Origin of the sequence: Palleronia pelagia, assembly GCF_900110115.1 — a bacterium.
GTDB classification, from domain to species: domain Bacteria; phylum Pseudomonadota; class Alphaproteobacteria; order Rhodobacterales; family Rhodobacteraceae; genus Palleronia; species Palleronia pelagia.
In genome coordinates, this window is the sequence record NZ_FOCM01000004.1 from 15,027 (window position 1) to 37,945 (window position 22,919).

Genomic DNA, 22,919 nt, shown 5'->3' on the forward strand with positions numbered 1-22,919 from the left:
AGCTGTCGCGTCAATCATCCGCGTGGGTCAGTTCGGGCACATCCCCTGCCCCGGCCGAGCCGCGACCCGACAGAGACGGGTTCTCCATGAAGAAGCGATGGCAGTTGAACAGGCGCTGTCCCTCCTCGGCGGCGGGGCGGCTGTAGCTGCCATCGGGCTGCAGGACCCAGCTCTGCGCCTCGTCTGCCAGGTTCGCGGCCATGATCTGCGCCATGATCTGGTTGCGCACGGTGGGGGTGGTGCATTCCACCAGCGTCTCGACCCGGCGATTGAGGTTGCGGCCCATCCAGTCGGCCGACGAGATGTAGACCCGCGCCTTCTTCGACGGGATCTCGGCCCCGTTGCCGAAACAGACGATGCGCGAATGTTCGAGGAACCGGCCGACGATGGATTTCACGCGGATATTCTCGCTGAGCCCTTTGATCCCCGGCCGCAATCCGCAGATGCCGCGCACCACGAGGCTGATCTGCACCCCCGCCTGGCTGGCGCGGTAGAGCGCGTCGATCACGTCGGTCTCGATCAGCGCGTTCATCTTGCCCCAGATGATCGCCGGGCGGCCGGCTTGCGCGTGGGCGATTTCCTCGTCGATGCGGGCGATCAGCGTCGATTTCAGGTCGATGGGCGAGATCGCCAGGTTTTCGAGCGCCTCGGGCTGGGCGTATCCCGACAGGTAGTTGAAAAGCCGCGTGGCATCGCGCCCCAGCGCCGGATCGCAGGTGAACAGCGACAGGTCGGTATAGATGCGCGCGGTGATGTGGTGATAGTTGCCGGTCCCGAAATGGGAATAGGTCACCATCCGGTCGCCTTCACGCCGGACGACCGTGCTGATCTTGGCGTGGGTCTTGAGGTTGAGGAACCCGTAGACCACGTGGACGCCCGCGCGTTCCAGCTTGCGCGACTGGCGGATATTGGCGGCCTCGTCGAACCGCGCCTTCAGCTCGACCAGCGCGGTGACCGATTTACCCTGCTCGGCCGCCTCGCACAACGCGTCGACGATGGGGCTGTCGTAGGACGTCCGGTAGAGCGTCTGCTTGATCGCCACCACCTTGGGATCGTTCGCGGCCTGCGCCAGGAACCGCACAACCATGTCGAAGGTCTCGTAGGGGTGGTGCAGCAGCATGTCCTTCTGCGCGATGGCGGCGAACATGTTGCCCTCGTGGTCCTGCACGCGCTCGGGCACGCGCGGGGTGAAGCTGGGCCACAGGAGATCGGGCCTGTCGGGCAGCACCAGTTCCGACAGGGCGGCGACGCCGATGATGCCGTCGACCTCGACCACCTCGTCGTCGGTGACGGGCAGTTCGGACATGATGACCTTCTTCAGGCCGGGCGGCGCGCCCGCGCTGATGGTGCAGCGCACGACCTCGCCCCTGCGGCGCCGTTTCAACGCGACCTCGAATTCGCGCACCAGGTCCTCGGCCTCGTCCTCAACCTCGAGATCGCTGTCGCGCAGCACGCGGAAGGTGCAGTGTCCCTTGACCTTATAGCCGGGATAGAGCGTGCCAAGATGCAGCAGCAGCAGGTCCTCGAGCGGCAGGAATCGGCGCTGCCCCTCGGGCGCGGGCAGCGCCATGAAGCGGTCGATCTGATGCGGGATCGGCAGCAGCGCGCGCAACGTCCGCTTGTCCGACTTGCGCTCGAGCTGGATCGCCAGCGAATAGCCGGTGTTCGGGATGAAGGGGAACGGATGCGCCGGGTCGATGGCCAGCGGCGACAGGACCGGGAACACCTTGTCGAGGAACACCTCCGACAGGAATTCACGGTCGGCCTTCGACAGGTCGTTGGCCGTGAGGATATGGATACCCTGTTCGGACATCTCGGCGCAAAGTTGGCTGTAGACCACCTGCTGATGGGCCAGCAGCGACCGCGCGTCGATGTTGATGAGCCTCAGCTGCTCGGCCGGGGTGCGGCCGTCGGATCCGGGCGTGGTGTTGCCCGCATGGGCCAGCTCGCGCAGGCCCGCCACGCGCACGGTGTAGAACTCATCCAGGTTGGTGGCGCTGATCGACAGGAACCGCAGCCGCTCGAGCAGGGGAACGCGGGGATTCTCGGCCTCTTCCAGCACGCGCCAATTGAAGGCGACCCATGACATCTCGCGGTTGAAGAACCGCGCCGGCCCGGTCAGGTCCTCGCCCTCGGGCGGATCGACGGGTTCCGGCAAGTCGGATTTCAGGAAATCGGCGATGGTCATGTCAGGTCCTCGTCGGATCCGGGGATGTCTGGGTCGTCTTCCAGGACGCGGCGGGCCAGCTCGCGCGTGACGGGCCGCTTTTTCGAAAGCGACAGGCCGTCGATCCGCGCCACCAGACGCCGCGCCTCGGCGCCGGTGCGGGTCATGCGCGGGACCAGGAACTCGATCACGTTTTCCACCTGCCGCTTGCCGTCACGCTCGGCGATGTGGCGATCGGCGAACTGCTTGCGCAAAAGCGCCGCCAGGAGCGCGTCGTCCGGCGGCAGCAGCGTGGCGAGGTTGCTGCCGAGGATGCGCGAGCGCAGGTCGGGCAGCGCGATGGCCCAGCGGCTGGGCGCGGCGCGACCGGTCATCAGAAGCCGCCCCTTCTGCGACAGCAGCAGATTGTGCAGGTGGAACAGTGCGGCCTCTTCCTTGCGGGACCCGCCGATCAGCGGCACGTCCTCGACCACCACGTGCCGCGCCTCGGCCAGGGTCGGCACGCTCAGCCGCGACAGCGCGGTGGCGTCCACCACCAGCCCGTCCACCCGCGCCGCCCAGACATGGGCCAGGTGGGTCTTGCCCGACGCCTCGGGCCCCGACAGCACCAGCTTGCCCGAGGGCCAGCGGTCCGAGGCGTCGACCTGCGCCACGGCGGCGGCGTTCGCCTCGGACAGGACGAAATCCTCGCGCCCCAGCGCACGGCGCGCGGGCAGGTCCAGGAACAACTGCTCAGCCATCGTGGCCTTCCCCGTCATCCTCGGCGGTGCCGCGATAGAGCGGCGAGTCAGTGTAGCGGTGGACCCCGAACCGCGCCAGCACGCCCAGCGCGGCGGCCACCGGCACCGCGATCAGCAGGCCGACGAACCCGAAGACGGCGCCGAAAGCCGACAGCGCGAACAGCAGCCAGACCGGGTGCAGCCCCACGCTGGAGCCCACCAGCTTGGGCGTCAGGATGTTGCCCTCGATGAACTGGCCCGACTGGAAGATGGCCCAGACCGCGAGAATCCACAGCCAGTCGCCCCAGAACTGGAACAGCGCCAAGCCGATGGCCAAAACGCCGCCGACCAGCGCGCCCACATAGGGGATGAAGGTCAGGAACCCGGCGATGGCCCCTACGACGAAGCCGAATTGCAGGCCGACCAGCGCCAAGGCGGCGGCATAGTAGATGCCGAGGATCAGGCAGACCGTGCCCTGCCCCCGGACGAAGGACGCCAGCGTGCGATCGATCTCGCGCGCCAGCTCGCGGATCGTGGGCGCGTGTTCACGGGGCAGCAGCTCGTCGATGCGGGCGACCATCTTGTCCCAGTCCAACAGCAGGTAGAACGCCACCACCGGCACGATGACCAGCAGGACCAGCGCGTTGACGATGCCGGAGAAGGAGGCCAGCGCCCCCTCGATCAGGGTGCCCGCGCGTTCGCGGATGGCGCCCGTCACCGAGGTCAGCGACCGGCTGAGCGTCTGCTCGATATCGCCGATGTCGGGGAACCGCTCGACAAGGCCGGGGAAGGTGCCGCTCAGCCAGACCTGAAGCCGCGCCACGTTCTCGGGCGCGCTTTCGATGATCGAGGCGATCCGCTCGACCAGCGACGCCGCCTGCGTGACCAGCGTCGGGATGACCAGCAGGCTGAGGGTGATGAACAGGATCAGGCCCAGCACCGTCATCAGCGCCACCGACACCACGCGGCTGAGGCCCAGCGTCTCGAATCGGTCGGCCACGGGATCCAGCAGGTAGGCCACCGCCGCCCCCAGCAGGAACGGCAGGATCACGTCGCCCAGCCACCACAGCAGGACAAGCAGCACGACCAGCGCCGCGCCCCAATATTTCAACTGTTCGCGAACCGGCAGGGCCATGGATCTTCTCTGTCTTGGACGCCTTCCTTGTCTTACGTCCCGCCCAACGGCGCAAGGCCCGCCGCCCCGGCCGCGCAAGATCACCACGGATCATATCGTCGGCCGCTCGCGGCCGCATCCGCTTGGCAAGCCGCGCGCTTTGATCTACCGCTGGGCCGCATTCAACGTTGGAAAGGCCCGCCCTTATGCGTCTCAGCCGTTATTTCCTGCCGGTCCTGAAGGAAACGCCCGCCGAGGCGCAGATCGCGTCGCACCGCTACATGTTGCGGGCGGGCATGATCAAGCAGGCCGCCGCCGGGATCTACTCGTGGCTGCCCCTGGGCTGGCGCGTGCTGAAGCGGATCGAGGACATCGTCCACCAGGAACAGCAGCGCGCGGGCCATATCCCGATGCTGATGCCCACGATCCAGTCCGCGGACCTGTGGCGCGAGTCCGGCCGCTATGACGCCTACGGCCCGGAAATGCTGCGCATCACCGATCGCCACGACCGCGACATGCTGTTCGGCCCCACCAACGAGGAGATGATCACCGACATCTTCCGCAGCCACGTGAGCAGCTACCGCGACCTGCCGCTGACGCTGTATCACATCCAGTGGAAATTCCGCGACGAGGTGCGCCCGCGCTTCGGCGTCATGCGGGGCCGCGAGTTCTACATGAAGGACGGCTACAACTTCGACGTGGACCGCGACGCGGCGCTGCATGCCTACAACCGCCATATGGTCACCTACCTGCGCAGCTACGAACGGATGGGCCTGAAGGCGATCCCGATGCGGGCCGATTCCGGTCCCATCGGCGGCGACAACACGCACGAGTTCCTGCTGCTGGCCGACACGGGTGAGAGCGAAGTCTTCTACGACAGCGCCATCCTGGATCTGGAACTGGGCGACCGGGCCATCGACTTCGACAGCGTCGAGCAGTGCCAGGCCATCTGCGACGAGTGGACGGCCCCCTACGCCCGCACCGACGAGACCCACGACCCGGCCCTGTTCGACCAGGTGCCCGAGGACCGGCGCCGCCAGTCGCGCGGCATCGAGGTGGGCCAGATCTTCTACTTCGGCACCAAGTATTCCGAGGCCATGGGCGCCCGCGTCACCAACAAGGATGGCGAGGTCGTACCGGTGCACATGGGCTCGCACGGGATCGGCGTCAGCCGCCTGGTGGGCGCGATCATCGAGGCCAACCACGACGACAAGGGCATCATCTGGCCCGAGCAGGTGACGCCGTTCCATTGCGGCATCGTCAACCTGCGCCAGGGCGACGGCGATTGCGACGCGGCCTGCGAACGGATCGAGGCGGCGCTGATCGAAAAGGGGCTCGACCCGCTCTACGACGACCGAGACACGCGCGCCGGCGGCAAGTTCGCCACCATGGACCTGATCGGTCTGCCTTGGCGCATCACCGTCGGGCCCCGCGGGTTGCAGAACGGCGTGGTCGAGCTGACCAGCCGCCGCACCGGCGAAAGCGAAGAGATGTCCATCGACGCGGCCATCGACCGGATCGGACAGATCTACGCCGCCGCCTGAGCCCGGTTTTGCCCGGCGCAGCGCCGGACGAACCGACCGGGCCCAATCGTCGCAATCCGGTCCTGCCGGTTGACGCAGGGTCCCCGGATGCCTTTACAGGTTGCATGTCCGATGCATCCCCCGCCCTGATCGACCGCCTGCGCCAGATCGTCGGCCGCAAGCACTGCCTGACCGACCCGGCGCAGACCGAGCGCTATCGCAAGGGCTGGCGGTCGGGCGAAGGCGACGCCATCGCGGTGGTGCGCCCGGGATCGCTGGTCGAGCAGTGGCGCGTTCTGCGCGCCTGCGTCGAGGCCGACACCATCGTCATCATGCAGGCCGCGAACACGGGGCTCACCGAAGGCTCGACCCCCAAGGGCGGCTATGACCGCGACGTGGTGATCGTTTCGACCCTGCGGCTGGACGGGATCCACCTGATCCGGGACGGGCGCCAGATCGTCGGTCTTCCGGGCAGCACGCTCTACAAGCTCGAGAAACTTCTCGACCCGCTGGGGCGTGAGCCGCACAGCGTCATCGGCTCGTCCTGCGTGGGCGCGTCGATCATCGGCGGCATCTGCAACAACTCGGGCGGCGCGCTGGTCCGGCGCGGCCCCGCCTATACCGAGCTTTCGGTCCACGCCCGGCTGAACGCCGATGGCAGGCTGGAGCTGGTCAACAATCTCGGGATCGACCTGGGCAACGACCCCGAGGAGATGCTGGAGACGCTGGAACACGGCGATTTCTGCCCCGAGCAGATCCACGACGACGCGGGCCGCGCGTCGGATGACGACTATGCCGCCCGCGTGCGCGAGGTCGACGCCGCCACGCCCGGACGGTTCAACGCCGATCCGCGCGGGCTGCACGAGGCTTCGGGATCGGCCGGGAAGCTCGCGGTCTTCGCCGTGAGGCTGGACACCTTCCCGACGGCCGAAGGGGCCAAGACCTATTACGTGGGCACCAACGACACGGCGCAACTGACCGCCCTGCGCCGTGCCCTGCTGAGCGAGCTGGAAGACCTGCCGATCAGCGGCGAATACGTCCATCGCGACTGCTTCGAGATCTCGCGCAAATACGGCAAGGATACGCTGCTGATGATCCACTGGCTGGGCACGTCGCGAATGCCCACGCTTTTCGGCATCAAGGAGTCGCTGGACGCGCGGTTTCACAAGATCGGACTGCTGCCGGGCAACCTGCTGGACCGGGTCATGCAGGGCCTGAGCCGCCTGTTCCCCGAGGCGCTGCCGAAGCGGCTTCTGCGGTTCCGCGACCGGTTCGAGCATCACCTGATCCTGAAGGTCGCCGGACCGAGCGCCGAGGCGACCGAGGAGATCCTGACCCGCACGGTGGGCGCGGACGGCTGGTTCCTGTGCGACCCGCACGAGGCGGCCAAGGCCACGCTCAACCGCTTCGCCGCCGCCGGGGCCGCCGCGCGCTATGACGTGATGCTGGGCACGGACAGCGGCGGGCTGCTGCCGCTGGACATCGCGCTGCGCCGCAACGACGACGACTGGTTCGAAGTGCTGCCGCCGGACCTGGACGACCAGATCGCCGCCAAGATCTATTACGGCCATTTCCTGTGCCACGTGCTGCACCAGGATTACGTCCTCAAGGCCGGTGCGGACCCCGAGGCCGTGAAGGCGCGGATGCTGGAGATCCTGGACCGGCGCGGGGCGGAGTACCCGGCCGAGCACAACGTGGGCCACCTCTATGCGGCGAAACCGGCGCTGGTCGATCACTACAAGTGCTGCGATCCGACGAATTCGTTCAACCCCGGTATCGGGAAGACCTCGCGCAAGAAGCACTGGGCGGCGTGACGGGGCTGCGCCGCGGCTGATCGGCAGGTCTAGCGCCGCCCCGCAAGCTCGAGGATCAATGTCCGCTTGTCCTTGTCCATGGGCGCCTCGATCCCCGCCTCCTTCGCGGCCTCGTAGACCTCGGCGCGGGTCCGGCCCAGCCATTCGGCGATGTCGTCCTCGACCGGGCCGTCCAGCGCGTCCAGCAACGCGTCCCGCGTCATGTCGGTATGCCCGCCCAGTTCGCGCACCGATCCCAGGTCGCGCAGCGCGTCCTTCGACAGCTCCGACAGCTCAACCGGCATCCTTCAGCGCCTCGACCAGATCGTCCTTGTCCATGTCCGACCGGCCATCGACATCGTGGTCCTGCGCCATGTCGTAAAGCTCGTCTTTCGTCTTCGCCTCCAGCGACGCCTTCGAGCCCTTGCCGCGCCCGTTCCCGTCGGTGGCCTCGTCGATGGCATCCAGCAGCTCGTCCTTGGCCATGTCCGACCGGCCGTCGATGTTCAGGTCCTGCGCCCGCTCCATCAGCATGTCCTTGGTGGGCCCGTCCTTCTTGATGCGCGCGACCTTATCCTTCACGTCGTCGGGCTGCTCCACGAACTGCCCCGAGCCGTCCTTCTTCTTCTGGGTCGAGCGGGCGTATTCATCCTCGGTCAGCAGCATGCGGACCTTGCGCGGCAAATACCGCTCACCCGATTCCAGCGCCGCGTCGCCCGACTTGGTGCCCCAGTCCTCCTCGGTCCATTCGTGCAGGTCGGTGTCGTCCTGGTCGGGGCCATCATCGGCATAGCCGCCGCCGCGCCGCTGGTATTCCTGCACGGCCATCTGCGCCTTGCGGGCGGACCACTGGCCGGGCTCGCCCCCCTTGTCGGACTGCGTGATCTCGTCTTTCACCTTCTCCCACAGGTCGGGGTCGGTCTTCTCGGCGCTGGACATGGATGTCTCCTTCTTCGATGCGGCCACAACGCCGATCAACACTGCGTGGGTTCCCCCTGCGGCAGAACGCCCGGGCCGGAACGCTCAAGGTGGCGCGACGTTGTCCGGGAAACGGAGGTTTTCCATGACACGACTGATTTCAACGCTTCTTCTGGGCACCGCGCTGGCCGTGCCCGCCATGGCCGAGCAGCACGGCGAACCCGTCGAACAGGGGGCGAAGAACGTCCCCGAGTTCGAGCCCGCCTGGCCCAACCAGACCCGCGCGCCCGCGATGGACAGCGGCGTGACGCTGTCCACGCAGGTCGTCGCCGATGGCCTGACGCATCCCTGGGGAGTCGAGGTCCTGCCCGACGGCAGCTACCTGGTGACCGAGCGCGCGGGCCAGCTGCGCCACATCACCCGCGAGGGCGAGCTAAATGACCCGATCTCGGGCGTGCCCGAGGTGTTCAACCGCGACCAGGGCGGCCTTCTGGACGTGGCGCTGGCGCAGGATTTCGAGGACAGCCGGACGATCTACCTGACCTATTCCAAGCCCATGGGCGACGGGATGTCGGTGACCGCCGCCGCGCGGGGCACCCTGACCGAGGACATGAGCGCGCTGGAAGACGTGACCGACATCTTCGTGCAGACGCCGCCGTCGCCCACGGCCAAGCACTATGGCAGCCGCGTCGTCCTGGACGGCGATTATGCCTACATCACCACGGGCGAGCATTCGTCCATGAGCGAACGCGGCAACGCGCAGGACCTGGACAAGACCTACGGCAAGGTCATCCGCGTGACGCTGGACGGCGAAACGCCCGACGACAACCCCTTCGCCGACGAGGGCGAGACGGCCGCGCTGGTCTGGACGCTGGGTCATCGCAACGTGCAGGGCGCCGACATCCGGCCCGAAACCGGCGAGCTCTGGACTCTGGAACACGGGCCCGCGGGCGGTGACGAGCTGAACAAGATCACCGCTGGCGAAAACTACGGCTGGCCGGTGGTCAGCTACGGCCAGCAGTATTCCGGATCGCCCATCGGCAGCGGCGATCCCCGCGCCGAAGGGTTCGTCGAGCCGCAATATTACTGGGATCCCGTCATCGCGCCGGGCGGCTTCGCCTTCTACGACGGCGAGATGTTCGCCGAGTGGGAGGGCGACGTGCTGGCCAGTTCGCTTTATCCGGGCGGGCTGGTGCGGCTGAGCCTGGAAGGCGACCGCGTCGCCGGGGAAGAGCGGTTCCTGCCCGAGATCGGCCGGGTCCGCGATGTCGAGATCGACCAGGACGGGGCGATCCTGCTGCTGACCGACAAGAGCAACGGCGAGCTGGTGCGCGTCACCCCCGGCGGCTGAGCCCGCCCCGCCGCTACAGCTCGATCTCGCCCTCGGGAGGGTCCGGTGGGACAGGGTCGGACTTGCGGCGGATGATGATATCGCCATTCGGCAGGACCTCGGGCGGGTGATACCGGCCGAGGTCTTCGATTCCCAACCCCTCGAAATCCCACTCGCGCAGGGTTTCGGCCAGGTCGCGCATGGCCGGCTCGACCTCGCCCATGAGGCCCCGCAGCAGGCGGCGCGCACCCTCGGACAGCAGGTCGACCCCTTCCGAGATATCGCTGTCGTCCCCGGTATCGGGCGTTTCCTGTGCAAAGGCGGGACCACCGATGGCGGCCAGGACGGCAAGGATCAAAGCAATGTGTTTCATGGCGCCGAGCCTACGCCGGTCGTGGCCCCAGCCCAAGCGTTTCGATGCGGCCCCCGCGACGCCCGCGATCCGGCCCAACCCCGTCAGGCCGCGTCGCCCGTGATTTCCTCGTAGGCGCGGTTGATCGCCACCAGCCGCCGTTCGGCCAGGCGCACCGCCTCGGGCGGGACACCGCGGGCCACCATGCGGTCGGGATGGCTGTCGCGCACGAGCTGGCGCCAGCGCTTCTTCGCCTCGGCCGCGCTGGCCCCGGGATCGAGCCCCAGCACCTCGTAGGGATCCGGCTCGGCATCCTGGACAAAGCGCGCGCGCAGGGCGCGGTACTGCCGATCGTCGAGCTCGAAGATATCGCGCACGCGGCCCAGGAACCGGTCCTCGTCCGGGTGGAACGTGCCGTCGGCCATGGCAATGTGGAACAGCCCCTCCATCAGGTCGCACAGCACACGGTCGCCCGCCGCGAACATGGACCGTATGGACCTGGCGTAATCCTCGAACCCCGCCACGTCCTGACGGGCCAGGTTGAACACACGGGCCGCCGAAGCCTCGTCCTCGGGCGCGATATGAAAGACCTCGCGGAAGGCGGCGACCTCGTTGCGGGTCACGGTGCCGTCGGCCTTGGCCATCTTGGCCCCCAGCCCGATGACGGCGATGGTGAAGGCCACGCCGCGTTCGCGCGGTCCGCGCAGTCGATCGAACACGCGGGCCAGGCTTTCGCCTGCGGCCAGCGCGGCAACGGCGTCCGAGATGCGTTGCCAGATCGACATGTCCGGCAGTCTAGGCGGTTTCTGTCAGGCTGGACAGCGCGACCAGCCCCCGCGGCGTGACGATTTCCGCCTCGAGCGAGGGATGCGCGCTCACCTCGATGGCGACCTTCGGCATCTGGGCCAGCGCGGGCCACTCGGCGCGCAGCCGCTCGGCGTCGGGATGGCGCAGGACCACGCGCTTCATCTTGCAGCCCCGTTCGGTCAGGCGGGATTGCGCGCGCGCGCCCTTCCACTGCATCAGAGCGGGCAGGACGTTGTCGAAGGGCAGCATGCCATCGGCGGGTACGGCCATGGACCATTCCAGCCCGCCCCGTTCGAACTGGGTCAGCTCGCCCATGCCCATGGGCGCCTCGGCCATCTGGCCGCGCAGGTCCTTGGCGCGCACGACCCAGTTGCCCAGGCGCGGCGGGCCGCTGAAGCCATCCAGGCCGAACCAGCGGGTCCGGCCGGGCTTGGGCGCGTCGGGGTCGACGGCGATCACCTCGAGGTAGCAGTCCTCGCCTAGCGACAGCAGCCGGTTATGGGTGCCCATGAGCGCGTGGCTGCCGCCCGCCTCCAGCGGGACGCCCAGCATCTCCTCGACGGCGCGGCTGCCCTCGTCGAGCGTTTCGGCCAGAACGACCACGTGATCCAGTTGCATGAAAGATGCCTTTCCCGCCCGTCCCTTGGCCGAAACGGGCCATAAATTTCGGGATGCAGGGCAAGGGGCCCGGCCAGTTGTGCGCAACCTGACCGAAGCCGGGGGCGCGTGCAACCGGATGGATCAGCACACCTTCGCGACCGGCTGTCTAAGCGGGCACGCGCGCGGCGCGGACCAGGTCCAGGATCTCGGCGGCGGCCTTGGGGATGTTGGTCCCCGGTCCGAAGATCGCGGCCACGCCGGCCTCTTTCAGCGTCTTGTAGTCCTGCGCGGGAATCACCCCGCCGCACACGACGAGAATGTCCTCGGCGCCCTGCGCCCGCAACGCGGCGATGAGCTTGGGCGCCAAGGTCAGGTGCCCCGCCGCCTGGGACGAGATGCCGATGACATGCACGTCGTTGTCCAGCGCGTCCTGCGCGGCCTCTTCTGGGGTCTGGAACAGCGGGCCCACATCGACGTCGAAGCCGATATCGGCGAAGGCGGTGGCGATGACCTTGGCGCCTCGGTCGTGACCGTCCTGCCCCATCTTGACGACAAGCATGCGCGGCCGGCGGCCTTCCTCCTCGGCGAAGCGCTCCACGTCCTTCTGGATCTGCGCGAAGCCCGCGTCGCCCTCGTAGGCGGCGCCGTAGACACCGGCCAGCGTCTTCACCTCGGCGCGGTGCCGGCCGAAGACGCGCTCCATCGCGTCGCTGATCTCGCCCACCGTGGCACGGGCGCGGGCCGCCTCGACGGCCAGCTCCAACAGGTTCCCGTCGCCCTTCGCGCCTTCTTCCAGCGCGGCCAGCGCGGCGTCGCAGGCGGCCTGGTCCCGCTCGCCGCGGATCTTGTCCAGCCGCTTCATCTGGCTGGTGCGCACGCCCGCGTTGTCGACCACGCGGATGTCCAGGTCGTCTTCCTTCTCGAGCCGGAACTTGTTGACCCCGACGATGACCTCTTCGCTGCGGTCGATGCGGGCCTGCTTGCGTGCGGCGGCTTCCTCGATCCGCAGCTTGGGCATGCCGGATTCCACCGCGCGGGTCATGCCGCCCAGCTCGTCCACCTCGGCGATCAGCTTGCGCGCCTCGTCGATCAGGTCGGCGGTCAGTTTCTCGACGTAGTAGCTGCCCGCCAGCGGGTCGACGACGTTGGTCACGCCCGTTTCGTTCTGCAGGATCAGCTGCGTGTTGCGCGCGATGCGGGACGAGAAATCCGTAGGCAAGGCAATGGCTTCGTCGAAAGAGTTCGTGTGAAGCGACTGGGTGCCGCCCAGCACCGCGCTCATCGCCTCGTAGGCGGTGCGCACGATGTTGTTATAGGGGTCCTGCTCGGCCAGCGACACGCCGCTGGTCTGGCAATGGGTGCGCAGCATCTTCGACCGGTCGTCCTGCGCGCCCATCTCGGTCATGATCTCGTGCCACAGGAAGCGCGCGGCGCGCAGCTTGGCGGCTTCCATGAAGAAATTCATGCCGATGGCGAAGAAGAAGCTCAGCCGCCCGGCGAACTTGTCGACGTTCATGCCGCGCTCCTTGGCGACGCGCACGTATTCCTTTCCGTCGGCGAGGGTGAAGGCCAGTTCCTGCACCAGGTTCGCGCCGGCCTCCTGCATGTGGTAGCCCGAGATGCTAATCGAGTTGAAGCGCGGCATCTCTTTGCTTGTGTAATCAATGATATCCGCGACGATCCTCATGCTCGGCGCCGGCGGGTAGATATAGGTGTTACGGACCATGAACTCCTTCAGAATGTCGTTCTGGATGGTCCCCGAAAGCTGCGCGCGGTCCACGCCCTGCTCTTCGCCCGCGACGATGAAGCTGGCCAGCACCGGGATCACCGCGCCGTTCATGGTCATGGACACCGAAATGTCCTGTAGCGGAATACCGTCGAAGAGGATCTTCATGTCTTCGACGCTGTCGATGGCCACGCCCGCCTTGCCCACGTCGCCCTCGACGCGGGGGTGGTCGCTGTCATAGCCGCGATGGGTCGCCAGGTCGAAAGCCACGCTGACGCCCTGCTGGCCCGCGTCGAGCGCGCGTCGATAGAAGGCGTTGCTTTCCTCGGCGGTGGAGAAACCCGCGTATTGCCGGATGGTCCAGGGGCGCCCGGCATACATGGTGGCCTTGGGTCCGCGCGTGAACGGCGCCTCGCCCGGCATGGAGCCCATGTGATCGAAGCTTTCGCCCGGCCCGTGGACCGGCGCGATGTCGATGCCCTCGGCGGTGTGCCAGGTCAGTTCCTCCACCGACTTGCCACGGAGTTCCTTGGCGGCGCGGCTCTTCCAGTCATCCATGGCGGGTGATCCTTCCTGTCTTCGCGGCGTCGCTCTCAAAAGGCTGTGCGATGGTGCCGCAGGTCTTCGTATTCGCGCGATTGCTGCCTATATTCAAGATCATGAGATCAAGCCCCCTCCGCGCCGTCGTGTTGTCTGTAATGGCCCTTTTGCCCGCTGTCCCCCTGTTAGCGCAGGAAGCGGAGACAGCGGCCGCCCAAACAGTCGAGGTGCCCGTGCTGGAAGAACCCGTGGACCGCTGGCGCGAGGACCCGAAGGTGACCTTCGACGCGGCCGAGGTGTCGCTGGAGGATTTCCGCTGGATCGCGCGCCCCGTGGTCGTGTTCGCCGACAGTGAATTCGATCCGGCCTTCCAGGAACAGATCGACCTTCTGGCAGGCCGTGCCGACCAGCTGGCCGAGCGCGACGTGGTGGTCATCACCGACACCGACCCGGACGCGCGGTCGGACCTTCGTCTGAAGCTGCGCCCCCGCGGCTTCATGCTGGCCCTGATCGGCAAGGACGGGATGGTGAAGCTGCGCAAGCCCTTCCCGTGGGACGTGCGCGAACTGAGCCGGTCCATCGACAAGATGCCCATGCGCCGCCAGGAAATCCGCGAACGGCAGAACGCCAACCAGTAGGCCGGAGGGGCTGCTACTGCCCGCCCCAGTCATTCGGGCATCCGTGGCGTAACGCCCCGCCGCTGGACAGGGCGTCACGAAGGCGATTATTCGAACTCGAGAATGATCTCGTCCACGGCCAGGCTGTCGCCGGGCCCCGCGTTGATCTTGCTGACGATCCCCTTGCGCTCGGCCCGCAGGATGTTCTCCATCTTCATGGCCTCGATGGTGCAGAGCGCCTGCCCCTGCTCGACCGCCTCGCCTTCCTCGACGTCGAGCTTCACCAGAAGCCCCGGCATCGGGCAGAGCAGCATCTTGGACGTGTCGGCCTCGGCCTTCTCGGGCATGTGGCGGGCAAGCTCGGCCTGGCGGGGCGAATAGACCCGCACCGACAGGTCGGCACCGCGGGTGCGGATGCGGTAGCCGCCGGTTTCGCGCCCGATCTTCAGAACCAGCGGCGCACCGTCCACCGTGAGCCGCGCCAGCGGCTGCCCCGGTACCCAGTCCGAGGTGACGCGCATCTCGGTCCCGTCCTCATGGCGCACGGTGGCGCCATCGCGGTCGGCGTCGATGGTGACCGGCATCTCGACATTCTGGGCCAGAACGACCCAGTCGCGGCCGACCTTGCGTTCGTGGTTGTCCATGCGGCCCGACAGGCGGCTGCGCCGGATCTCGGCCACGCGGTTCATCGCGGCGGCGGCCGAGGCCACGCGGCGCAGCGCGTGATCGCTCAGCTGCACGCCGTCGAACCCGTCGGGGTATTCCTCCGCGATGAATGCGGTGGTCATGTCGCCCGAGACGAATTTCGGGTGATCCATGACCGCCGACAGGAAGGGCAGGTTATGACCGATGCCTTCCAGCTCGAAGCTGTCCAGCGCCACGCGCATGGCCTCGATCGCCTGGGCCCGGTCGGGCGCCCAGGTGCAGAGCTTCGCGATCATCGGGTCGTAGTACATGCTGATCTCGCCGCCTTCGTAGACGCCGGTATCGTTGCGCACGATGTGCCGGTCATCCTGCAGCTCGGCGGGCGGGCGATAGCGGCTGAGCCGCCCGATCGACGGCAGGAACCCGCGATACGGGTCCTCGGCGTACAGGCGGCTTTCGATGGCCCAGCCGTTGATGCCCACATCCTTCTGCGAAATCGACAGCTTCTCGCCCGCGGCGACGCGGATCATCTGCTCCACCAGGTCGATGCCGGTGATCAGCTCGGTCACCGGGTGTTCCACCTGCAGGCGGGTGTTCATTTCGAGGAAGTAGAAATTCTTGTCGCCGTCGACGATAAATTCGACGGTGCCCGCGCTGGTGTATCCCACCGCCTCGGCCAGGTCGCAGGCCTGCTTGCCCATGGCCTTGCGGGTCTTTTCGTCGAGAAACGGCGACGGCGCCTCCTCGATGACTTTCTGGTTGCGCCGCTGGATCGAGCACTCACGCTCGTTCAGGTAGATCGTGTTGCCGTGCCCGTCGGCCAGCACCTGGATCTCGATGTGGCGGGGCTGGGTGACGAATTTCTCGATGAAGATGCGGTCGTCGCCGAAGCTGCTGGCCGCCTCGTTCTTGGAGCTCTGGAAGCCCTCGCGCGCCTCGGCGTCGTTCCAGGCGATGCGCATCCCCTTGCCGCCGCCGCCGGCGCTGGCCTTGATCATCACCGGGTAACCGATGTCCTGGGCGATCTTCACCGCCTCGTCGGCATCCTCGATCAGGCCCATGTGGCCGGGCACGGTGCTGACCCCGGCCTCGTCGGCCAGCTTTTTCGACGTGATCTTGTCGCCCATGGCCTCGATCGCACCCTTGGGCGGGCCGATGAAGGCGACGCCAGCCTCGTCCAGCGCGGCCGCGAACTTGGGGTTCTCGGACAGGAAGCCGTAGCCCGGGTGCACTGCCTCGGCGCCGGAGTGGCGGATGGCGTCCATGACCTTGTCGATCACGATGTAGGACTGGTTGGCGGGCGCGGGTCCGATACGGATCGCCTCGTCGGCCATCTGGACGTGCAGCGCGTCGCGGTCCGCGTCCGAATAGATCGCCACGGTGGCGATCCCCATCTTGCGGGCGGTCTTGATGACGCGGCAGGCGATTTCGCCACGGTTGGCGATCAGGATCTTCTTGAACATCGTCACTGGTCCCCGGGCACGATCAGTAGGCACACATCTGCGGCACGACACCCTTGCACGGGTCGCCCGGTTCGTACTGCGGGCCGTTGCCGCCACCGGCTGAGCCCAAGGCGCCGCCGTTTACGTCCGAGGGCGTCCCGCATCCCGCAAGCAGAAGCGCCAGGGCCCCTGCCCCCATAAAATGCCGCATCACGTCCTCTCCGTTCGCCATTGTTCCGTTCCAAATGCCACGGCAGGCAGCCAAAGAACAATGGGACTTGTGCCGACGCGCCGACGAAGTGGACCGGGCGTGACAAAAAAAGGCGGCGCCGGTCCCCAAGGACCGACGCCGCCCGTGTGCATGATGCTGGGCCGTCAGGCTCAGATGTCGTCCGAAATCGCGCCCGCAGCAGCGCCCAGGGCGGCCCCGGTCACAGGATCTCCGGATACGACCTCGCCCGCGACGGCCCCGCCCACGGCACCCGTGCCCGCGCGTTCCAGATCGGTGTTGCCGCAGGCGGCAAGGGCGGCGAAACCGGCGATGGCGGCGATGCGGAGGGTCAGGGTCATGGCTCGTATCCTTATGAAAAAACTCACGTTGCCGGCTTAACGCGACTGTAGCGCCAGCGTTCCCCGCAATACCGACAGAAAAAATGGCCCGACCGGGGACGGGTCGGGCCAAAAGGAAGGGTAACGGTTTTGACAACTGCCAGGACGGTGTGCTGCAGCGTCCTGACATCCACATTTCTGACCACAGATTCGCGCGCCGCCTATGCCTGATCGCGAATACGCGGGATATGCGCCTGAATCTGCCGAAGCGCGAACAGCGCCAAGCAAATTCCCGCCTACCGTTACGTCAATCCCTGGGACCGTTCTCGCGCAGTCCGGGAAAGCTGGCATCCATTCGTGCCGGGTCCAAGCGGAGCAGCGCCTCGTAGCTTTCGGGATCGAACGGATCTTCGGCAACCACGACCTCGCGCTCGAAAAGCCAGCTCAGCCGCCCCCCGTCGAGATTGCCCCGCTCGAACGGCGCGTCGCCGAAATAATCCCACAGCGCCCACAGAAACCACGTATCGGCGCGCCGGTCGGCGGGCCGACGGTCTGCATAGCGCTCACGCCGGATCAGCCGGGTCGCGCCTTTGGGATTAGCACGGCGCAGCGTGAACTGGAAATCGGTGCCCGGGAGGCGGCTGGGAAAGCCGCGATGCTTGGTCATGGGAGGCAGCGCCATGGCGTCTTTCGGTCCTTCGGAAACGCGAAACGGGCGGGGTCATCGCCCGCCCGTTCGCCGATCGATTGAACGTCGTATCAGTACTTGGAGTAGGTCGGCTCAGCCACGACGGGCGCGGGCTCGACGAAAACGGGCTCGGGCTCGGGCTGGCTGCACGCACCCAGGAACGCCGCGACCGACAGACCCAGGGTGATTTTCACTGCTTTGGACATCACTGTCTCCTTGGTTGTTCCGTGGGACCTTTTTTGCGCAATCCACGCCACGCAGGCCCCAAACGCGTTATAGCACGCAACTTACCTTGGTCCCGCGCAATTGCAAACCGACGGCGGATCGTCGCGCGGCTGCGGCCTAAAAGCCATCCCAGACGCAGGCCGTTCCCTCGGGGCGGTAGACCTCAAAGAACTGAACGATGTCCGGCACGGTCTCGCCGAAATCGATCTGCCGCTCGGACAGGCTGATCACCACGTGATTCGGCGCAGGGCCCAAGTTGGGCAGTCGCGGCAGCGCGTACGAGGTGCACAGGTGCATCATGTCGGCCTCGGCGACCTCGAAGGTCACGCCGCGCGCCAGGTCCGGCGCCACGAAGCGGAAGCGATAGGCCAGGCCCAGCCCCGGGGCGTCGCGGATCACCTCGTGGAACTCGACGGGCTGGCCCGAGGGTACCTGCACCTGTTCGGCCCGGGCGGCGGGCGGAAGCAGGAGCGCGAAACAGGCGGCGGGAATCAGCAGGCGCATGGCAAACGTCATTTGAAATTCATCCAACGCTAGGAGGGCGGGAAGCGCTCGATCAAGCCCCCCGCCCTCACGGCTGCGTTACAGCGGGATGTTGTCGTGCTTCTTCCACGGGTTCTGCAGCTTTTTTCCGCGCAGCGAAGCAAAGGCGCGGCAGACGCGGCGCCGGGTCGAGTGGGGCTGGATCACCTCGTCGATGAAGCCACGCTCGGCCGCCTTGAACGGGTTTGCGAAGTTCTTCTCGTACTCGGCCGTGCGCGCCGCGATCTTGTCGGGATCGCCTAGCTCCGAGCGGTACAGGATCTCGACCGCGCCCTTCGCGCCCATGACCGCGATCTCGGCCGAGGGCCAGGCGTAGTTCAGGTCGCCCCGCAGGTGTTTCGAGCTCATGACGTCGTAAGCCCCGCCATAGGCCTTGCGGGTGATGACCGTGACCTTGGGAACCGTCGCCTCGCCATAGGCGAACAGCAGCTTGGCGCCGTGCTTGATGACGCCGCCGTATTCCTGGCTGGTGCCCGGCAGGAAGCCCGGCACGTCGACCAGCGTGAGGATCGGGATCTCGAACGCGTCGCAGAACCGAACGAAGCGCGCGGCCTTGCGGCTGGAATCGATGTCGAGGCACCCGGCCAGCACCATGGGCTGGTTCGCCACGACGCCCACGGTCGAGCCTTCGAGCCGGATGAACCCGGTGAGGATGTTCTTGGCGAAATCCTCCTGGATCTCGAAGAAATCGCCCTCGTCCGCGATCTTGGCGATCAGCTCCTTCATGTCGTAGGGCATGTTGGGGTTGTCGGGCACCAGCGTGTTCAGGCTGTTCTCGATCCGCAGGGGGTCGTCGAAGAACGGCCGCACCGGCGGGCCCGAGCGGTTCGACTGCGGCAGGAAATCGACCAGGCGCCGGACCTCGATCAGGGCGTCGATGTCGGTCTCGAACGCGCCGTCGGCCACCGACGACTTGCGTGTGTGGGTCGTCGCGCCGCCCAGCTCCTCGGCGGTCACGACCTCGTTCGTGACGGTCTTCACCACGTCGGGGCCGGTCACGAACATGTAGCTGCTGTCCTTCACCATGAAGATGAAGTCGGTCATTGCGGGCGAATACACGGCGCCGCCCGCACAGGGGCCCATGATGACGCTGATCTGCGGGATCACGCCCGAGGCCAGCACGTTGCGCTGGAACACCTCGGCATAGCCGGCGAGCGAAGCCACGCCTTCCTGGATCCGCGCTCCGCCCGAGTCGTTCAGCCCGATGATCGGCGCGCCGTTCTGCATGGCCATGTCCATGACCTTGCAGATCTTCTGTGCGTGGGTCTCCGAGAGCGACCCGCCCAGCACCGTGAAGTCCTGGCTGTAAACATAGACCTGCCGGCCGTTGATCGTGCCCCAGCCGGTGATGACGCCGTCGCCGGGGATCTTGTTGTCGGCCATCCCGAAATCGGTGCAGCGGTGGGTAACGAAGGTGTCGAATTCCTCGAAGCTTTCGTCGTCGAGCAGAAGCTCGATCCGTTCGCGCGCCGTCAGCTTGCCCTTGGCGTGCTGTGCCTCGACGCGGCGTTCGCCGCCGCCCGCGCGGGCCTCGGCGCGGCGCGCTTCAAGCTGTTCAAGGATGTCTTTCATCGGCCGGTCCCTCGCCCATCGTCTTGGTGTTTTGCCGCACAGTAGGTGTGCGGGGCATGGGTTGGAAGGAAAAACGCGGATCCGAAGGGCAGCGGCGGGATTAGTCAGATAAGCATAGCATCGACGCCATCGCCGCCAAGGTCTAAATCCCTCGCATGAGTATAGTGTCTCCCGTCCGTTTCCTCGACCGCACCACCCCGCCACACGTCGTCACGATGATCCTGCTGACGTCGCTGGGCGCGCTGTCGATGAACCTGTTCCTGCCGTCGCTGCCGACGATGACGGAGTTCTTCGCGACCGAGTACAGCGTGATCCAGATCGCGGTGGCCGGATACCTGGGCGTCTCGGCTGTCCTGCAGCTGGTGATCGGCCCGCTGTCGGACAAGTTCGGGCGCCGGTCGGTGATGATGGGGGCGCTGGTGATTTTCATCGCGGCCTCGATCGGCTGCGCCCTGTCGACCACCATCGAGGTCTTCCTGGCCTTCCGGCTGGTACAGGCGGCCATCGTGGCGGGCATGATCCTGCCCCGCGCGGCCATCCGCGACATGTTCTCCGAGGCGCGGGCCGCGTCGATGATCGGCTGGGTCACCATGGGCATGGCCGTGGCGCCGATGATCGCACCCGCCTTCGGTGGCGCGCTCGACGGCCTTTTCGGATGGCAGGCGAATTTCTGGGCGCTGATGATCCTCGGCGTGCTCGCTCTGGCGCTGGCCTGGGCCGACATGGGCGAAACCGCCGCGCCGTCGACCGAGTCGCTGTTCCAGCAGGTCGGCCATTACCCCGAGTTGCTGCTGAGCCCGCGCTTCTGGGGCTACGCCCTGACCGCCGCCTTCGCCTCGGGCGCGTTCTTCGCCTATCTCGGCGGCGCACCCTATGTCGGGTCCGAGGTCTACGGTCTCGACCCCTTCGCGCTGGGGATCTTCTTCGGCGCGCCGGCGGTCGGCTACATGGTCGGCAACGGGATTTCGGGGCAGTACTCGGCCCGGTTCGGCGTCATTCCCATGATTACCTTCGGCACGATCATCACGCTGGCGGGCCTTGGAACGGGGCTGATCGTGGACCTGATCGGTATCCGAAACCACGTCACCTTTTTCTCGTTCATGGTCTTCGTGGGCCTGGGCAACGGGCTGGTGATCCCGAACTCGATGGCCGGGATGCTGTCGGTGCGGCCGCGGCTGGCGGGCACCGCGTCGGGGCTGGGCGGCGCGATCATGATCGGCGGCGGCGCGGCTCTGTCGACGCTGGCGGGGATCGTGCTTCAGGCGGGCGATGGCGCGGCGCCGCTGCTGTGGCTGATGACGCTGACCTCGGCAGGATCCGTCGCCGCGATCTTCTACGTCATCCACCGCGAACGCCTGCGCCGCGCCGACCCCCCCGAGGCGGAGGCCGAACCGGCCGAATGACGCGGGGTCAGTGAATCTCGGGCGCGTAGGTCAGAATCACGGGCACGACCAGGTCTTCCTCGTCCGTCAGGTGGCGGTCGAGAAAGCCGTTGAAGTCGCCCAGCTGTCGCTCGAGCGCGCCGGCCCCCGCCTTGGGATCGTCCCCCGACAGCCCCCGCAGCATGGTGTTGGTGCCGCCGGCCAGCGCGTTCAGGTGGCCGTCCAGGGCGTGGTGATCGGCATCCAGCAGCTTGAACCCCCGTTCCAGCCGCGCGTCGAGCCCTTCGAGCACGGGGAAATAATGGTGATCCTCGATGCTGTGATGGCCGTGAAGCTCCTGCAGGAAGAACTGCGCCATGCGCGCCGTCTCGCGCCCGTAGCGTTCGGGCGCCACCTGCCCGTCCAGGAAGGCCCGCGTGCCGCCCTGCAACCGGTCCAGCACGTCGCGGAACATCACGTGGCGGTCCAGCCAGAACCGGGTCAGCGGGCTGAAGTTGGGGTGCGCCTCCCACGTGCCGCGCGGCAGTTTCTCAACCAGCACCCGCAGCGCGTCCGGCAAACCGTCGCGACGCCCCAATCCAAGATCATCCATCACCGCACCTGTCCTGACCACGGGGCCGCGTTGACCCCCAACGGGCGACCACTTAGGCTTCGCGCCAATGCACAACAAGGCCGCTTCCACCATTGCGCTGCCCAGACGGGACGCGCCGGGCGGCCGCGAACCAAACGGGAGATCAAGATGAAGACCACCCTGTCGATACTGGCACTGGCCGCCTCCAGCACCACCGCCTTCGCCAATTGCGAAAGCGTCACCTTCTCGGACGTGGGCTGGACCGACATCACCGCCACGACCGCCGCGACCACCGTGGTGCTGGACGCGCTGGGCTACGACACCGAGATCAAGGTCCTGTCGGTGCCGGTCACCTACACCTCGATGGCCGAGGGCGACGTGCAGGTGTTCCTGGGCAACTGGATGCCCACCATGGAAAACGACATCGCCCCCTACCGCGAGGAAGGCACGGTCGAGACGGTGCGCGCCAACCTGGAAGGCGCCAAGTACACGCTGGCCACCAATGCCGCCGGCGCCGCGCTGGGCATCGACAGCTTCGGCGCCATCGCCGAGCATGCCGACGCGCTGGACAGCGAGATCTACGGCATCGAGCCGGGCAATGACGGCAACCGCCTGATCCAGACGATGATCGACGAGGACGCGTTCGGTCTCTCGGAATTCGAGGTCGTCGAATCGTCCGAGCAGGGAATGCTGGCCCAGGTCGAGCGGGCGACCCGCCGCGACCAGCCCGTCGTCTTCCTCGGCTGGGAGCCGCACCCCATGAACGCGCAGTTCGACATGACCTACCTGACGGGCGGCGACGATTATTTCGGCCCCGACCTGGGCGGCGCGACGGTCTATACCAACGTCACCGCCGGCTTCGCCGACGAATGCCCGAACGTGGCCGCGCTTCTGAACAATCTCGAGTTCACGCTCGAGATGGAGAACGAGATCATGGGCGCGATCCTGAACGACGGGACCGAGGCGTCCGAGGCCGCGACCGCCTGGCTCACCGAGAATCCCGGCATCCTCGAAGGCTGGCTTGACGGCGTCACCACGCAGGGCGGCGAGCCGGGCCTGCCCGCCGTTCAGGCCGCTCTGGGGCTTTAACCACACC

The 22,919-nt window shown here is 67.0% G+C and carries 23 protein-coding genes; 6 read left to right on the plus strand and 17 right to left on the minus strand.

Features of this window, described 5'->3' with window-relative positions; translation table 11 throughout:
• Nucleotides 1–10: 10 nt before the first annotated feature.
• The 3 genes from BMX96_RS09465 to BMX96_RS09475 are packed head-to-tail and all read right to left on the minus strand — an operon-like array spanning nucleotide 11 to nucleotide 4,021.
• On the minus strand, nucleotides 11–2,188 hold the full coding sequence (locus BMX96_RS09465; protein WP_091845278.1) for an RNA degradosome polyphosphate kinase: 2,178 nt from the start codon (nucleotides 2,186–2,188) through the stop codon (nucleotides 11–13).
• On the minus strand, nucleotides 2,185–2,907 hold the full coding sequence (locus BMX96_RS09470) for a P-loop NTPase family protein (protein ID WP_091845279.1): 723 nt from the start codon (nucleotides 2,905–2,907) through the stop codon (nucleotides 2,185–2,187). The genes BMX96_RS09465 and BMX96_RS09470 overlap by 4 nt, the downstream gene beginning before the upstream one ends.
• A complete protein-coding gene (locus BMX96_RS09475) occupies nucleotides 2,900–4,021 on the minus strand; it encodes an AI-2E family transporter (protein ID WP_073128110.1) in 1,122 nt (373 codons plus the stop codon). Before BMX96_RS09475 ends, BMX96_RS09470 begins: the two co-directional genes overlap by 8 nt.
• Before the next feature lie 185 nt (nucleotides 4,022–4,206).
• Between BMX96_RS09475 and proS the strand changes: the two genes are divergently transcribed.
• Both proS and dld read left to right on the plus strand, forming a co-directional pair.
• Entirely contained in the window at nucleotides 4,207–5,544 is a 1,338-nt protein-coding gene (gene proS / locus BMX96_RS09480; RefSeq protein WP_091845280.1) for a proline--tRNA ligase, read from the plus strand.
• A gap of 104 nt (nucleotides 5,545–5,648) precedes the next feature.
• Nucleotides 5,649–7,337, plus strand: coding sequence for a D-lactate dehydrogenase (dld, locus tag BMX96_RS09485; RefSeq protein WP_091845281.1), 1,689 nt, complete (start codon nucleotides 5,649–5,651; stop codon nucleotides 7,335–7,337).
• A gap of 29 nt (nucleotides 7,338–7,366) precedes the next feature.
• Here the strand turns inward: dld and BMX96_RS09490 are convergent, their stop codons facing one another.
• Nucleotides 7,367–7,621 carry a hypothetical protein gene (locus BMX96_RS09490; protein WP_091845282.1) on the minus strand — a complete coding sequence of 85 codons (255 nt, stop codon included), beginning with the start codon at nucleotides 7,619–7,621 and terminating at the stop codon, nucleotides 7,367–7,369.
• On the minus strand, nucleotides 7,611–8,255 hold the full coding sequence (locus tag BMX96_RS09495; protein WP_091845283.1) for a Rho termination factor N-terminal domain-containing protein: 645 nt from the start codon (nucleotides 8,253–8,255) through the stop codon (nucleotides 7,611–7,613). Before BMX96_RS09495 ends, BMX96_RS09490 begins: the two co-directional genes overlap by 11 nt.
• A gap of 124 nt (nucleotides 8,256–8,379) precedes the next feature.
• On the opposite strand from BMX96_RS09495, the gene BMX96_RS09500 reads away from it, so the two are divergent.
• On the plus strand, nucleotides 8,380–9,585 hold the full coding sequence (locus BMX96_RS09500; protein WP_091845284.1) for a PQQ-dependent sugar dehydrogenase: 1,206 nt from the start codon (nucleotides 8,380–8,382) through the stop codon (nucleotides 9,583–9,585).
• A 13-nt stretch (nucleotides 9,586–9,598) separates the two neighbouring features.
• Here BMX96_RS09500 and BMX96_RS09505 read toward each other — a convergent pair whose 3' ends face one another.
• From BMX96_RS09505 to scpA, 4 genes are all read right to left on the minus strand, one after another.
• Nucleotides 9,599–9,937, minus strand: coding sequence for a DUF2059 domain-containing protein (locus BMX96_RS09505; protein WP_091845595.1), 339 nt, complete (start codon nucleotides 9,935–9,937; stop codon nucleotides 9,599–9,601).
• 83 nt (nucleotides 9,938–10,020) lie between these two features.
• Entirely contained in the window at nucleotides 10,021–10,701 is a 681-nt protein-coding gene (locus BMX96_RS09510; RefSeq protein ID WP_091845285.1) for a molecular chaperone DjiA, read from the minus strand.
• Between the two features lie 10 nt (nucleotides 10,702–10,711).
• On the minus strand, nucleotides 10,712–11,341 hold the full coding sequence (locus BMX96_RS09515; RefSeq protein ID WP_091845286.1) for a VOC family protein: 630 nt from the start codon (nucleotides 11,339–11,341) through the stop codon (nucleotides 10,712–10,714).
• Between the two features lie 148 nt (nucleotides 11,342–11,489).
• A complete protein-coding gene (gene scpA / locus BMX96_RS09520; protein WP_091845287.1) occupies nucleotides 11,490–13,607 on the minus strand; it encodes a methylmalonyl-CoA mutase in 2,118 nt (705 codons plus the stop codon).
• Between the two features lie 215 nt (nucleotides 13,608–13,822).
• On the opposite strand from scpA, the gene BMX96_RS09525 reads away from it, so the two are divergent.
• Complete coding sequence (locus BMX96_RS09525) at nucleotides 13,823–14,227, plus strand: DUF4174 domain-containing protein (protein ID WP_308417668.1); 405 nt, start codon at nucleotides 13,823–13,825, stop codon at nucleotides 14,225–14,227.
• 86 nt (nucleotides 14,228–14,313) lie between these two features.
• Here BMX96_RS09525 and BMX96_RS09530 read toward each other — a convergent pair whose 3' ends face one another.
• The 7 genes from BMX96_RS09530 to BMX96_RS09555 form a co-directional block, all read right to left on the minus strand.
• Complete coding sequence (locus BMX96_RS09530) at nucleotides 14,314–16,314, minus strand: acetyl-CoA carboxylase biotin carboxylase subunit (RefSeq protein WP_091845288.1); 2,001 nt, start codon at nucleotides 16,312–16,314, stop codon at nucleotides 14,314–14,316.
• A gap of 22 nt (nucleotides 16,315–16,336) precedes the next feature.
• Nucleotides 16,337–16,504: a hypothetical protein gene (locus tag BMX96_RS19625; RefSeq protein ID WP_175481701.1), complete on the minus strand. Its 168-nt coding sequence runs from the start codon at nucleotides 16,502–16,504 to the stop codon at nucleotides 16,337–16,339.
• A gap of 170 nt (nucleotides 16,505–16,674) precedes the next feature.
• Complete coding sequence (locus BMX96_RS09540) at nucleotides 16,675–16,863, minus strand: hypothetical protein (protein ID WP_091845290.1); 189 nt, start codon at nucleotides 16,861–16,863, stop codon at nucleotides 16,675–16,677.
• Nucleotides 16,864–17,149: 286 nt separating this feature from the next.
• On the minus strand, nucleotides 17,150–17,509 hold the full coding sequence (locus BMX96_RS09545) for a hypothetical protein (RefSeq protein ID WP_091845597.1): 360 nt from the start codon (nucleotides 17,507–17,509) through the stop codon (nucleotides 17,150–17,152).
• A gap of 92 nt (nucleotides 17,510–17,601) precedes the next feature.
• Nucleotides 17,602–17,736, minus strand: a complete 135-nt coding sequence (locus BMX96_RS20070) for a hypothetical protein (RefSeq protein WP_269085819.1) — start codon at nucleotides 17,734–17,736, stop codon at nucleotides 17,602–17,604.
• Between the two features lie 136 nt (nucleotides 17,737–17,872).
• Nucleotides 17,873–18,259, minus strand: a complete 387-nt coding sequence (locus tag BMX96_RS09550; protein ID WP_073128122.1) for a DUF6497 family protein — start codon at nucleotides 18,257–18,259, stop codon at nucleotides 17,873–17,875.
• Nucleotides 18,260–18,337: 78 nt separating this feature from the next.
• Nucleotides 18,338–19,870, minus strand: a complete 1,533-nt coding sequence (locus tag BMX96_RS09555; RefSeq protein WP_091845291.1) for an acyl-CoA carboxylase subunit beta — start codon at nucleotides 19,868–19,870, stop codon at nucleotides 18,338–18,340.
• A 155-nt stretch (nucleotides 19,871–20,025) separates the two neighbouring features.
• Here BMX96_RS09555 and BMX96_RS09560 point away from each other — a divergent pair, with 155 nt between their 5' ends.
• Nucleotides 20,026–21,273, plus strand: coding sequence for a multidrug effflux MFS transporter (locus tag BMX96_RS09560; protein WP_091845292.1), 1,248 nt, complete (start codon nucleotides 20,026–20,028; stop codon nucleotides 21,271–21,273).
• Nucleotides 21,274–21,280: 7 nt separating this feature from the next.
• Here the strand turns inward: BMX96_RS09560 and BMX96_RS09565 are convergent, their stop codons facing one another.
• Nucleotides 21,281–21,844, minus strand: a complete 564-nt coding sequence (locus BMX96_RS09565; RefSeq protein WP_091845293.1) for a hemerythrin domain-containing protein — start codon at nucleotides 21,842–21,844, stop codon at nucleotides 21,281–21,283.
• Between the two features lie 147 nt (nucleotides 21,845–21,991).
• Between BMX96_RS09565 and choX the strand changes: the two genes are divergently transcribed.
• Nucleotides 21,992–22,912 (plus strand): choline ABC transporter substrate-binding protein, encoded by a 921-nt coding sequence (choX, locus tag BMX96_RS09570; RefSeq protein WP_091845294.1) that lies wholly within the window; start codon nucleotides 21,992–21,994, stop codon nucleotides 22,910–22,912.
• The last annotated feature ends 7 nt before the right edge of the window (nucleotides 22,913–22,919 follow it).